Origin of the sequence: Micromonospora salmantinae (assembly GCF_022230905.1) — a bacterium.
GTDB classification, from domain to species: Bacteria; Actinomycetota; Actinomycetes; order Mycobacteriales; family Micromonosporaceae; genus Micromonospora; species Micromonospora salmantinae.
Window position 1 is genome coordinate 468,577 of sequence record NZ_JAKKFG010000023.1, and the last position, 13,151, is coordinate 481,727.

The window sequence follows — 13,151 nt, forward strand, 5'->3', positions numbered from 1 at the left end:
CCTGATCGGGACCCGATCGAGTTCGCCCGGCGGCTCGGCGGCGAGGTGCTGCCCCGGCTGGCCGACATCGGCTGATTCCGCCGCGACCGGTGCGGGTGCCACCCAGGGCCCCTTCGCCAGGAGGCGGGCTCCTGCGGGCCGCCCTCAGTTGTGAGGGTTGAGAAAGTCGGTGATGAGGGTGGCGAGCTCCTGTGGGCGTTCGGCGACCATCGCGTGGCTGGCGCCGGCGAGCTGCCGCACCCGCAGAGACGGGTTGTCCACGGTGGCAAGCCGTTCGGCGGTGACCTTGCGGTACGCCTCGTACAGGCTGTGGAACGGCTGTTGTTCGGGCAGGTCCTCAGTGGCGAGGACGAGCAGCAGCGGGCAGCGGACGTCGCGGTAGGCGGGCATCAGCTCGAGGGAGTCCATGGCGTCCCGGAGTTGCCGGGTGAGGTCCGGGCCGGGCCGCAGCCGGCTGCGGCCGTCGTCGCCGGGCACGAGGTTGCGTTCGACGGCCGCTACCCAGTCGTCGGGTGCGGCGCCGTAGCGTTGGGCCATGGCCCGCTGCCCCGCCAGCATGGCGGCCACCTGTTCGGCGGTGAGCGGCTCGGCCAGCATCGCGGCCATCCCGTCGAATACGGCCCGCAGCTTGGCCAGCTCGGTCTCGGTCTGCGCCGGATCCAGCCCGGTGAGCTGGTCCGGACGGTTCAACGGCGGATTGCCGTCGAAGCTGACGGCACCGGGGCACTCCGGGTGACGCTGTGCCCAGAGAGTGGCGAGCATGCCGCCGAGGGAGACGCCGACCACCGCTGGGGAGGTGAGGCCGAGGTGGTCGGCGACGGCGGCCAGGTCGGCCAGTACGGCGTTCCAGCGCCACGGGCCGTCTCCGGACCGGCCGTGACCGCGCAGGTCGACGGTGACCACCCGGTGGGTCGGGCGCAGGTGCTCGGCGAGGGTGGTCATCTGGGCGAGGTTGCCGCCGGCGCCGTGAAGGAGCAGCAGCGGTTGTCCGGGTCCGCCGAAGTCGCGGATCGCGATGGGCACGGTCCCGGAGTCGATGATGGTCTCAGACACGTCGGTTCCCTTCCTTGAGCAGTCGGTCGCGTACGGAGGCGGAGCGCACGCCGCCTTCGGGGTGGCGGGCGAGCTTGTCGCGGGAGACCAGGTCGTGGACGCCCTGGCGGGTGATGCCGAGCATGGCGCCGGCCACCGCGTACGACACGGATTCGGCGGTCGGGTGGCCGACCCGTCGCGCGACGGCCTGGCCGAAAGGGCTGCGCCACCAGTCGTTGGGTGGGTCGAACGGTCCGTCCCCCGGGTAGAGGGTGGCGATCGCGCGCATGACCACGCTGACGGCGGCCCGGTCGTCGCCGCTGACGATTGTGGTCGCCCAGGATCGGGCCCGATCCCGGATGACGGTGCGCAGCGGGTCGATGGCGTCGTGGCCGTCGACCAGGATTTCCAGGGGGTCGAGCAGGCGGATGTCGATCAACCGGATGAGCTGCTCGGTCAGTTCCTGGTGGGTTGGCGACATGCTGCCTCCTCCGCTACTTGACACCCATCGTCAAGCACTTGACGTCGAGTGTCAAGCACCATGGCGCGAGCGCGGTTGGCCCACGCCGTCTTTCGCTCCACAAACGACGTTGCCGGCGGGGATGAGCCGGATCACATACGGTGGTTCGCTTCGACTGCCGGAAATTGTTCGACGACGTGCCAGGTAGCCTCTCCGGGTGTCGCAGATGTTGCCGCTTCTTGTTACCGATCGGTATGACGTCGTCGAGCTCATCGGCCAGGGCGGAATGGGTCGAGTGTGGAAAGCCCGCGACCGAATGCTGCAACGGGACGTCGCCATCAAGGAAATCGTTCCACCCCCCGGCCTGACCATTGAGGCGCGACAGGAATTGCGGGTCCGGTCACTTCGGGAGGCCCGGGCAATCGCGCAACTCGACCACGTCAACGTCGTCCGGGTCTTCGATGTGCTGTTGAGCGCCGACGGCGACCCGCAGATCGTGATGGAGTACGTGCCGTCCCGTTCGCTGCACGACACCATCACCACCGACGGCCCCGTCGCGCCGGTGCGGGCGGCCGAGATCGGGCTGGCCGTGCTCGGCGCGCTGCGCGCCGCCCACCGCGCCGGGATCATGCACCGCGACGTCAAACCGGCGAACATCCTCGTCGGCGCGGACGACCGGATCGTGCTCACCGACTTCGGCCTGGCCACCGCCGTCGAGGACGTGAACCTCACCCTCAGCGGTGTGGTGCTCGGCTCGCCCGCGTACGTCTCTCCCGAGCGGGCCATGCGGGGCACGGTGGGCCCGGAGGGGGATTTCTGGTCGCTCGGCGCGACCCTGTACGCCGCCGTCGAGGGCCAGTCGCCGTACGCCCGGCCGTCGAGTCTGATGAGCCTCACCGCGCTGGTCACCGAGCCGCCACCCGCGGCGCGACGGGCGGGTCCGCTCGCACCGGTGCTGGCCGGTCTGCTGCGCAAGGACCCGGCCGAGCGGATGGACGCCGACGCGGCCGAGCAGTTGCTCCGGGCCGTGCTGGAGGGCACACCGCGGCCACCCATCGCGGTGACGTGGCGTCCGGCGCCCGCCGTGCCCGCACCACCGGCGATCACGGCCCATCCGGTCGACGCGTCCGACGTACCCCGGTCGTCGGCCCCGGTGGCGGCGGATCGTGCCGGTCCGGGACCGGCCCGCCGACGGCGGACCTGGCTCCTCGGTGGTCTCGCGGCAGTGGTCGCGCTCGGCCTGGCGGTCGGGGTTCCGCTGGCCACCCGCCGGGCGTCGCGGCCGGCCGGGGGAGGGGCCGAGCTGGTGGACGCCGCCGTGGCGGGTGCGCCGTCGACGCCCGGTGCCCTACCGACGACCGCTGCGCTCCGGCCGATCTCGTGGTCGGTCTACCGGGACAGCAGTGGCTTCTCGATGCCGGCGCCGCGCGACTGGCAGATCCTCCGGCGCGGCCAGCGCGTCGAACTGCGCGAGCCGGGCGGCGAACGGATGCTTGTCGTCAGCCAGACCGACTCGCCGCGCGGCGACCCGTTGGCCGAACTCGGCGGCCCGGCCGTCAGCGAGCGGTACCGCGACTACCGCCGGGTCGAGCTGCTCGCTGTCAACTACCAGCTCAAGGCCGCCGACCTGGAGTGGGTCTACACCAGCGAGGCGGGTACCGCGATGCGCGGACGCCAGCGCACCTTCACGACGGCTGCGCGTCACGGCTACAGCATCGCCTGGTTGACACCCGAGTCGGCCTGGCCGGCGGCCGGGGCGGACGCGTTCCGGGAGGTCACCGCGGGCTTCCGGCCGGCGTCGACGGCGGACGGGGCCACGCCGTCCGCCACGCCGGACCGTCGAGTGTCGCCGAGTCCGAGCGTGCCCCCGGCGCGGTCGGGCAACCGGCTCGTCGGGGTGGCGAGCAAGCGGTGCCTGGACATCAGCGCGCCGGACTCACCCGACCCGGTCCGGCTCGGGATCTGGGACTGCCGGGATGATCGCGCCTCCCACCAGCTCTGGGCGATGCGCTCGGACCGGAGCGTGCAGTTGGGTGGGCGTTGCCTGGACGTGCTCGCCGCGTCCAGCGACGCCGGAGCGGCGATCCAGCTCACCACCTGCAACACGACCCCGGCGCAACAGTTCACCCTGAACGAGGCCGGGCAACTCGTCAACGCGCACAGCGGACTGTGCCTGGGCACTGTCGGCCAGAGCACAGCGAACGGCGCGATGATCGAGCAGCGCAGCTGTAGCGCCGGCACGAGCCATCTGCGGTGGACCCGGCGATAGCGCCGGACACCGACGAGGGCCGTCCTCCCAGTGGTGCGGAGGACGGCCCTCGTCGGTGGTTGGATCAGGCGACCGATGCGGGGAACCGTTCCCAGACCCGGTGCGCGGCCATCAACTGCTGCACCGCGGTCAGCGCTTCGGCGCCCGAGCCCGCCGCCACGACGCCCGGGGTGCCGGCGACGCCGGCCTGCTCCAGCACTGTGACACCGGCCCCCCAGGCGCCGATCGCCTTGGCGTGCCGCCAGCACTCCTCGACGAGCAGCAGGACGCGGGGGTCCACGGCGGCCGGGCCCGGCGTGCCCGCCTTGGCGTCGCGGGCGGGCAGGGCATCCGGTGCGGGTGCCGGCGCTCCGGCCAGCAGGACCGCGTCGAACTCGACCGACCGGCCGGTGGCGAAGGTGCGCTGCACCGGCAGGTCGCCCACCATGCCGCCGTGCGGGGCGATCAGCAGCGGCACCATGCCGGCGCTGAACACCGCCCGGCGAACCTCGTCGACGCCGTCCAGGTCACCGTCGGGGTCGACGACGATCCCGACCATGCGGCCGTCGCTCGGCCACTCCCGACCGACCTGCGACAGCGCCGGGCTGGGCGTGACGTCGGGGAGCGGCACTGTCGGCTGCGGCGCGGGCAGACCCAGGCCGGTGGCGACCTGCTCGCACAGCACCGGGTCGATGTTGGCGAGGCTCCGCAGCTGACGCTCCTTGATCGCCTGGTGGTAGCACTTGCCCAGCTCGAAGGTGTACGCCCGGATGATGTGTTCCTTCTCGACCGGCGACATGCTCAGCCAGAACAGGCGGACCTGGCTGTAGTGGTCGTCGAACGAGGCCGGGTTCGCGCGTACCTTCGGCGCCTGCGCGACAGTGACCGGCACGTCGACGAAGGCGTGCTCGGCGTCCCCGGCGGGGAACGGGTTGCCGCCGTCGAGCGAGTTCGGTCGGTACGGTGCGACGCCGGCGTGCACGGCGTGCTGGTGGAAGCCGTCGCGCAGCATGTCGTTCACGGCCGCGTGCGGGCGGTTGATCGGGATCTGCGTGAAGTTCGGCCCGCCCAGCCGGGTGAGCTGCGTGTCGACGTACGAGAAGAGCCGGCCCTGCAACAGCGGGTCGTTTGTGACGTCGATGCCCGGGGGCAGGTGACCGAGGTGGAAGGCGACCTGTTCGGTCTCGGCGAAGAAGTTCGTCGGCGTCCGGTTGAGCACCAGCCGCCCGACCGGCTGCACCTCGGCCAGCTCCTCCGGCACGATCTTCGTCGGGTCGAGCAGGTCGATGCCGGCGAAGGTCTCCTCGGGCGTGTCCGGGAAGACCTGGATGCCCAGCTCCCACTCGGGGTACGCGCCGGCCTCGATGGCGTCGTACAGGTCGCGTCGGTGGAAGTCCGGGTCGATGCCGCCGATCAGCTGCGCCTCCTCCCAGGTCAGCGAGTGCACGCCCAACTTCGGCTTCCAGTGGAACTTGGCCAGCACCGTCTCCCCGGCCTCGTTGACGAGGCGGAAGGTGTGCACGCCGAAGCCCTCCATCGTCCGGTACGAACGCGGAATGCCCCGGTCGGACATGTTCCAGATGGTGTGGTGCTGCGCCTCGGTGTGCAGCGACACGAAGTCCCAGAAGGTGTCGTGGGCGCTCTGCGCCTGCGGGATCTCCCGGTCCGGGTGCGGCTTGCCGGCGTGGATGATGTCCGGGAACTTGATCGCGTCCTGGATGAAGAAGACCGGGATGTTGTTGCCGACCAGGTCGAAGGTGCCCTCGTCGGTGTAGAACTTCGTGGCGAAGCCACGGGTGTCGCGGACCGTGTCGGCCGAACCCCGCGAACCGAGCACCGTGGAGAACCTGACGAAGACGTCGGTCTCGCGTCCCTTCTTGAGGAAGCCGGCCCTGGTGACCGCCTCGGCGGTGCCGTACGCGGTGAACACACCGTGCGCGCCGGCGCCCCGGGCGTGCACCACGCGCTCCGGGATGCGTTCGTGGTCGAAGTGCGTGATCTTCTCGCGTAGGTGGTGGTCCTGCAGGAGCACCGGGCCGCGCGGGCCGGCCTTGAGGGAGTGGTCGGTGTCGCGTAGCCGTGCCCCGTTCGCGGTCGTGAGGTAGGCCCCCTGCTGACCGTTCGCGATCGTCGGCGCGCCGGTCTCCGCGCCAGTCGGCGTGCGCGTCTGCGGTGCCCCCTGTTCCGGCTGCGGCGGCAGCGGGTCGTGCGGCGTCGTCGGCTCCTCGAGCGGCGGTGGCGCGCTCCCCGGTGCACCGGGGACATCCGGGCTGAGGGCGTCGGCGATCTTTCCTGATGCGGTCTTCACGACGTTCTTGACCGCCTCGGCGGGCTTGCTGGAATCCACTGGCTGAACCTCTCCATGGCGCGTGTGCGGGCCGGCGCCTGCCCTGCTACCCCAGGTCAGAGGGTCGAAACACGACTCATCCCGGCATCCTGCGCCGGGACTGGTGATTTCGCCGATGCCGGGATCGGCGGAGCAGCCAAAACTGACACACGTCGATATCCCTCGACTTTAGGGAGTGCCCGACGTGTCCTCACCAACCACCACCCGTCCCCGTTCCGTCGCAGCTCGTGCCACCCGGCTCGCATTGGCCGCCGTCCTGGCCGCCGGTGGCGTCCTGGCCGGATCGTCCGGCGCCGCCCAGGCCGCCGGCCCGTACGAGCGGGGCCCCGCCCCGACCACCGCGATCCTGGAGGCCAGCCGCGGCCCGTTCGCGACGTCCTCGCAGAGCGTGTCCTCGCTGAGCGTCACCGGCTTCGGCGGCGGCGTCATCTACTACCCGACCAGCACCAGCGAGGGCACCTTCGGCGCCATCGCCATCTCGCCCGGTTACACCGCCGCGTGGTCCAGCATCAGCTGGCTCGGACCGCGCATCGCCTCGCACGGCTTCGTGGTGATCGGCATCGAGACCAACAGTCGGCTGGACCAGCCGGACAGCCGGGGCCGGCAGTTGCTCGCCGCGCTGGACTATCTGACCCAGCGCAGTTCGGTGCGTACCCGGATCGACAGCAGTCGGCTCGCGGTGGCCGGCCACTCCATGGGTGGCGGGGGCAGCCTGGAGGCGGCCTCGTCGCGGCCCTCGTTGCAGGCCGCGGTGCCGCTGGCGCCGTGGAACCTGGACAAGAGCTGGTCCGAGCTGCGGGTGCCGACGCTGATCGTCGGTGGCGAGAACGACAGTGTCGCGTCGGTCTCGTCGCACTCGATCCCGTTCTACAACAGCATCCCGGCCTCCGCCGAGAAGGCGTACCTGGAGCTGAACGGGGCGAGCCACTTCTTCCCGCAGACCACGAACACGCCGACCGCGCGGCAGATGGTGGCCTGGTTGAAGCGGTTCGTCGACGACGACACCCGCTACGAGCAGTTCCTCTGCCCCGGCCCGAGCGGCTCGCAGATCGAGGAGTACCGCAACACCTGTCCCAGCGCCTGACGGCGGTCACGGGGCGGTCGCCGCTGGCGGCCGCCCCGTCCACGTGCGTGAAGGCGGCATTGAAGGTCTTGACGCCAAACCCGAGAAACGTACACTGCGAGTGTAAATAAACACCCGCCACGACAGAGGGATGGGTGATGGAGCGCGGCCTCGAACTGCACCACATCGGCGTCCGTTTCGGCGGCCTCACCGCCCTCGACGACGTGTCCCTGCGGGTGCCACCCAACCGGGTGGTGGGCGTCATCGGGCCCAACGGCGCCGGCAAGACCACGCTGTTCAACGTGATCTGCGGCTTCGTCGCACCGGAGACGGGCTCACTCACCCTCGACGGCCGGCCGCTGCGGCCACGGCCGCACCGGCTGACCCGGCTCGGCATCGCCCGGACCCTTCAGGGCACCGGGCTCTTCGCCGGGCTGAGCGTGCTGGAGAACGTGATGACCGGCGCCTCGCACACCGCCCGTGCCGGCTTCGTCCCGGCGCTGCTCGGGCTGCCGGCCAGCGACCGCGACGAGCGCCGGCTCCGCGGGGACGCCCTGGCCATCCTCGACGAGCTGGGCATCGCCGAGCACGCCGGGGCCGCGCCGACCACCCTGCCCTTCGCCGTACGCCAGCGGGTCGCCCTGGCCCGCGCGCTGGCCGCCCGGCCCCGGCTGCTCCTGCTCGACGAGCCGGCCGGTGGCCTCGGGGCGGACGACATCGCCGAGCTGGCGGAGCTGGTCCGGCACCTGCCCCGGCGGGACACCGACCCCTGCGCCGTGCTCCTGGTCGAGCACCACATGGACCTGGTGATGGCCGTCTGCGACGAACTCGTGGTCCTCGACTTCGGCCGGGTCATCGCCGCCGGCACCCCGGACGAGATCCGCGACGACCCCGCAGTCACCGACGCGTACCTCGGTGCCACAGTCGAGGAAGAGGTCTCCCCATGAGCGGCACGGACCTGCTCGTCGTGCGGGGGCTGGTCGCCGGTTACGGTGCCGCGCCCGTGCTGCGGGCCGTCGACCTCACCGTCCCGGCCGGCACCATCGCCGCTGTCGTCGGCGCCAACGGCGCCGGCAAGACCACCCTCCTGCGCGCGCTCTCCGGCATGATCCGCCCGGCCGCCGGCCAGGTCCTGCTGGCCGGGGAGGACCTTCGCGGCACGCCGGTGGAGCAGCTCGTCCGGCGCGGCATGGCGCACGTCCCGGAGGGCCGGGGCGTGATCAGCGAGCTGACCGTCGACGAGAACCTGCGGCTGGGCGGGCTGTGGCGACGCGACCGGGCCGACGCCGGGCGGGCCCTCGACGAGGTCTACCAGCTCTTCGAGCCGCTGGCCCGACGCCGCCGGCACCTCGGTCACCAGCTCTCCGGCGGCGAGCGGCAGATGCTCGCGCTCGGTCGGGCCCTGGTCGGGCGCCCCCGTCTGCTGCTGCTGGACGAGCCGTCGCTCGGCCTGGCGCCGCGGGTCGTCGCCCGGACCATGGCCCTGCTCCGCCAACTGCGCGACCGCACCGGGCTGACCGTCCTGCTGGTCGAGCAGAACGTGCGCAGCGCGCTCGCCGTCGCCGACCAGGGCGTCGTGATGTCCCTCGGTCGGGTGGTGATCGCCGCCCCGGCGGTGCAGCTACGCGACGACGTCGACCTGCGCCACGCGTACCTCGGTTTCTGACCACCACCTCGTCCCCCGGAGGGAGGACTGTTGGACCGCTTCGTCTTCCTCACCGTCGACGGCCTGTCCCGGGGCGCGGTGTACGCCGCGTTCGCGCTGGCCCTGGTGCTCATCTGGCGGGCGGCGCGGGTCGTCAACTTCGCCCAGGGGGCGATGGCCGTAGCCGCCGCGTACGTCGCCTACACCGTCAGCACCGCGACCGGTTCCTACTGGCTGGGCTTCGTGGTCGCGATCGTCGCCGGCCTGCTGCTCGGTGCGCTGGTGGACCGCGTGGTGATGCGGCACGTCGATCACGCCTCACCGCTCAACCCGGTGATCGTCGCGCTCGGGCTGGTGCTGCTGATCCAGGCCGTGCTCGGCATGGTTTACGGCAGCGAGTTCCGCCCCGCCGAGGCCCCGTTCAGCCGGTCCGCCCTCACCGTGGGCGGGGTCGCCGTGCTGTCCCCGTACGACCTGTTCGTCTTCGCCACGATCGGCGTGGTGGTCAGCGGCCTGGCCTGGATGTTCGCCCGTACCCCGGTGGGGTTGCGGATGCGCGCGGCGGCCTTCGCTCCGGAGGTCTCCCGGCTGCTCGGGGTCAACGTCGGCGGGATGCTGACCCTCGGCTGGGCGCTCGCCTCCGGGGTGGGCGCGCTGGCCGCCATGCTGGTCCTGCCGACCGAGTTGGGCCTGCACCCGCACGCGATGGACCTGGTGTTCGTCTCGGCGTTCACCGCGGCGGTGGTCGGCGGGCTGGACAGTCCACCGGGAGCGGTGGTCGGTGGGCTGGTGGTCGGGTTGCTGCTCTCCTACGTGAGCGGCTACGCCGGCAGTGACCTCACCCCGCTCGCGGTGCTGGTCCTGCTGCTGGCGGTGCTGCTGGTCCGGCCCGGTGGGCTGTTCGCCCCGGTCGCGGCGAGGCGGGTGTGAGCGCCACGAGGGCGGCAGTGCCGCCGAGAGAGCAGCTCGACGACCCGGGCGGCCGACCGGTCGACCGGCGACGCGGCTCCACACTGCTGCGCCACCTCGCGGTGGTGCTGGCCGCCGGGTTGCTGCTGGTGGCGATCAGCTACTCCGTCGAGCCGTTCCGCAACTTCCAGCTCGCCACCGTGGCCGCCTACCTCTGCGCGACCGCCGGGCTGACCGTCCTCACCGGGCTCAACGGTCAACTGTCGCTCGGGCACGGCGCGCTGATGGCCACCGGGGCGTACACGGTGGCGCTGTGCCAGACCGCGTTCGCCGACCGGGGGATGACCGGCGGCTGGCTGTTGCCGCTGTCGTTGGCTGCGGCGATCGCCAGCACTGTCGCGGTAGGCGCGGTGGTCGGTGTGGCAGCGGCCCGACTGCGCGGCCCCTATCTGGCCGGGGTCACCCTCGCGGTGGCCGTGGTGGTGCCGGCGCTGGCGGTCACCTTCGACGGCGTGTTCAACGGCGAGCAGGGGCTGTCGGTGCCGGTGGAGCCGCCGCCGCTGTCGCTCGGCCCGTACTTCCCGTACGAGCGGTGGCAGCTCTGGGTCACCGGCGCGGCCACCCTGCTCGCGTTGCTGCTGTTGGCGAACCTGATCCGCAGCCGGTACGGGCGTACCTTCCGGGCGGTCCGCGACGACGAGGTGGCGGCCCGCCTCGCCGGCATCCACGTGGCCCGCACCCAGGTCCTCGCGTTCGTGGTCAGCGCGGCCACCGCCGGGCTCGGCGGTGCGCTGCTGGCGGTGCTCGCGCAGAGCGTCTCACCCGGCGCGTTCTCGCTGACCCTGTCGCTGTTCCTGCTGATGGCCGTGGTGATCGGTGGCCTGGGTCGACTGACCGGCGCGCTGTGGGGGGCCGTCCTGCTGGTCGCCCTGCCCGATCTGACCCACTCGGTGACCGAGATGCTCACGCTCTCGCCCGCTGTGGCGCAGCGGCTGGAGGGCAACCTCCCCCTGGCGATCTTCGGACTCACCCTGATCGTCGTCATGATCGCCGCCCCCGGCGGTGTGCAGGGTCTGCTGTCGCGTCTCGGCCGGGCGTTGCTGGCCAGGCGTCCGACCCGGCGTTCCTGAGCTGTCCTCGGTCCGGCCTCGGCCGGGCGCCCCACCACCACACCGTTCCCACAGACAACCGGACCGAGAAAGGTCGGTGTTTCCCATGCACCGTAACGCGCATCGCGGCCTCGCGATCGCCAGCACCCTTGCCCTGCTCATCACCGCTGCCGGCTGTAGCGGCGACGACGGCCCCGGCTCCGGCGGGGCGTCGGTGCCGGGCGTCACCGACACCGAGATCGTCGTCGGCACCCACATGCCGCTGACCGGTCCGGCCTCGGCCGGCTACTCGAAGATCGCCCCGGCGACGAAGGCGTACTTCGACTACGTCAACGCCAACGGCGGAGTGCACGGCCGGAAGATCACCTACAAGATCATGGACGACGGCTACAACCCGGCGAACACCCAGCAGGTGGTACGTCAGCTCGTCCTCCAGGACAAGGTCTTCGCCGTCCTCAATGGTCTGGGTACGCCGACGCACACCGGGGTGCTCGACTTCCTCAAGAGCAACCGGGTGCCAGACCTCTTCGTCGCCTCCGGCAGCCGCAGCTGGGACCAGCCGGACAAGTATCCGGGCACGTTCGGGTTCAACCCCGACTACACGGTCGAGGGCAAGATCCTCGCCAACTACGCGAAGGCGAACCTGGCCGGGCAGAAGGTCTGCTTCCTCGGTCAGGACGACGACTTCGGCCGGGACAGCCTGGCCGGCGTGGAGAAGGTGCTCGGCGCCGGTGCCGTGGCGGTCAAACAGACGTACGTCACCAGCAACACCAACGTGGCGCCGCAGATCGGCGCGTTCAAGGCGGCCGGTTGCCAGGTCGTCGTGCTGGCCACCGTGCCCGGCTTCACCGCGCTCTCCGTCGGCACGGCGGCACGGCTGGGCTTCAAGCCGCAGTGGCTGGTCTCCAACGTCGGCGCCGACCACCCGACCCTGGCCAAGCAGCTCGGCGCCGCCGCGCCGCTGCTGGAGGGCATGGTCGGCACCAACTACCTGCCGATGCAGAACGACACCGCGAACCCGTGGATCCAGCTCTTCACCAAGGTCAACAAGGAGCACAACGGGGACGCGCCGTTCGACGGCAACACCGTCTACGGTATGTCGGTCGGCTACCTCTTCGTGCAGGTGCTGCTCGCCGCCGGCAAGGACCTCACCCGCGAGAAGGTGCTGGACGCCGTGCAGAAGGGCGGCTACCAGGGCCCCGGTCTGGTGCCGCTGCGCTTCTCCGCCACTGACCACTCTGGGTACGGCGGCCAGCGGTTGAGCCGGGTGAGCGGGGGAGTGCAGACCTACTTCGGGCCGGCGTACGAGACGGACGAGGCGGACGGGGCGGTCAACGAGTACACCGCCACCCCGGCCGCGCCCCCGGCGAACGGGGTGCCGACCGTCTCCTGAGGCCCCGCAGCTCCGACGTCCGACCGGGCGTGGTCCCGCCTGACCACGCCCGGTCGGACGGCTGCGCGCGTGCTGCCGGCGCGGCCTGCCGGCCGATCGTCGGAGGCGTTGACCGATACCGATCGACGCTCCTACTATCTGCACCGTGAATGCATATTCGGGCCGACTCGCGGGCCGGGTCGCCATCGTCACCGGCGCCAGTCGCGGGATCGGTCTGGCCATCGCCCAACGCCTCGTCGCCGAAGGCGCGCGGGTAGGTCTGACCGCCCGCCGCCCCGAGGGGCTGGCCGAGGCGGTCGCCAACCTGGGCGGCCCGGCACACGCCCTCGCGGTGCCGGGCCGGGCCGACGACCCCGCGCACCGGGCCGCCGCGGTGAGCCAGGTGAGCGCGGCGTTCGGGCCGGTGGACCTGCTGGTCAACAACACCGGCATCAACCCGGTGCACGGCCCGCTGGTCGAGCTGGACCTGGCCGCGGCCCGCAAGATCCTCGACGTGAACGTGGTCGCCGCGCTCGGCTGGGTGCAGGAGGTCTGGGCCGCCGGCGTGAGCGAGCGCGGCGGCTGCGTCGTCAACGTCTCGTCGATCGCCGGGCTCGGCCCGTCGCCCGGCATCGCCTGCTACGGGGTCAGCAAGGCCGCGCTCAACCATCTCACCGCCAGCCTCGCCGTGGAGTTGGGGCCGACGGTCCGGGTCAACGCGGTCGCCCCCGGCGTGGTGAAGACCCGCTTCGCCGCCGCCCTCTACGACGGGCGGGAGGCCGAGGTCGCCGCGCGGTACCCGCTCGGGCGCCTCGGTCTGCCGTCGGACGTGGCGGGCGCTGTCGCCTTCCTGGCCTCGGACGACGCCAGTTGGATCACCGGGCAGACCATCATCTGCGACGGCGGCGTCTCGCTGACCGGCCGGGCCGGATGACGGCGTCGGCGGAGCGTCCGAAGCCGCTGATC

The 13,151-nt window shown here is 71.9% G+C and carries 11 protein-coding genes; 8 read left to right on the plus strand and 3 right to left on the minus strand.

All coding sequences use genetic code 11. The features are described from left to right. Window positions 1-144: 144 nt before the first annotated feature. Entirely contained in the window at window positions 145-1,053 is a 909-nt protein-coding gene (locus PSH03_RS20445; RefSeq protein ID WP_238690101.1) for an alpha/beta fold hydrolase, read from the minus strand. Then, the gene (locus tag PSH03_RS20450; protein ID WP_210786592.1) at window positions 1,046-1,513 is read right to left on the minus strand and encodes a hypothetical protein; all 468 of its coding nucleotides are present in this window, start codon (window positions 1,511-1,513) and stop codon (window positions 1,046-1,048) included. The genes PSH03_RS20445 and PSH03_RS20450 overlap by 8 nt, the downstream gene beginning before the upstream one ends. 196 nt (window positions 1,514-1,709) lie before the next feature. Between PSH03_RS20450 and PSH03_RS20455 the strand changes: the two genes are divergently transcribed. Beyond that, window positions 1,710-3,761: a serine/threonine protein kinase gene (locus PSH03_RS20455; RefSeq protein WP_372494819.1), complete on the plus strand. Its 2,052-nt coding sequence runs from the start codon at window positions 1,710-1,712 to the stop codon at window positions 3,759-3,761. A gap of 64 nt (window positions 3,762-3,825) precedes the next feature. Here the strand turns inward: PSH03_RS20455 and PSH03_RS20465 are convergent, their stop codons facing one another. Continuing rightward, window positions 3,826-6,087, minus strand: coding sequence for a catalase (locus tag PSH03_RS20465; RefSeq protein WP_308194391.1), 2,262 nt, complete (start codon window positions 6,085-6,087; stop codon window positions 3,826-3,828). Window positions 6,088-6,271: 184 nt separating this feature from the next. On the opposite strand from PSH03_RS20465, the gene PSH03_RS20470 reads away from it, so the two are divergent. From PSH03_RS20470 to PSH03_RS20500, 7 genes are all read left to right on the plus strand, one after another. Continuing rightward, on the plus strand, window positions 6,272-7,171 hold the full coding sequence (locus PSH03_RS20470) for an alpha/beta hydrolase family protein (protein WP_210786585.1): 900 nt from the start codon (window positions 6,272-6,274) through the stop codon (window positions 7,169-7,171). A 137-nt stretch (window positions 7,172-7,308) separates the two neighbouring features. Next, window positions 7,309-8,097 carry an ABC transporter ATP-binding protein gene (locus PSH03_RS20475; RefSeq protein ID WP_238690102.1) on the plus strand — a complete coding sequence of 263 codons (789 nt, stop codon included), beginning with the start codon at window positions 7,309-7,311 and terminating at the stop codon, window positions 8,095-8,097. Continuing rightward, complete coding sequence (locus tag PSH03_RS20480) at window positions 8,094-8,816, plus strand: ABC transporter ATP-binding protein (RefSeq protein WP_210786581.1); 723 nt, start codon at window positions 8,094-8,096, stop codon at window positions 8,814-8,816. The genes PSH03_RS20475 and PSH03_RS20480 overlap by 4 nt, the downstream gene beginning before the upstream one ends. 30 nt (window positions 8,817-8,846) lie before the next feature. Next, a complete protein-coding gene (locus tag PSH03_RS20485) occupies window positions 8,847-9,725 on the plus strand; it encodes a branched-chain amino acid ABC transporter permease (protein WP_091399163.1) in 879 nt (292 codons plus the stop codon). Beyond that, a complete protein-coding gene (locus tag PSH03_RS20490; RefSeq protein WP_238690103.1) occupies window positions 9,722-10,834 on the plus strand; it encodes a branched-chain amino acid ABC transporter permease in 1,113 nt (370 codons plus the stop codon). The genes PSH03_RS20485 and PSH03_RS20490 overlap by 4 nt, the downstream gene beginning before the upstream one ends. A gap of 85 nt (window positions 10,835-10,919) precedes the next feature. Continuing rightward, window positions 10,920-12,206: an ABC transporter substrate-binding protein gene (locus PSH03_RS20495; protein WP_238690104.1), complete on the plus strand. Its 1,287-nt coding sequence runs from the start codon at window positions 10,920-10,922 to the stop codon at window positions 12,204-12,206. Between the two features lie 145 nt (window positions 12,207-12,351). Beyond that, window positions 12,352-13,119: an SDR family oxidoreductase gene (locus PSH03_RS20500; RefSeq protein ID WP_238690105.1), complete on the plus strand. Its 768-nt coding sequence runs from the start codon at window positions 12,352-12,354 to the stop codon at window positions 13,117-13,119. The last annotated feature ends 32 nt before the right edge of the window (window positions 13,120-13,151 follow it).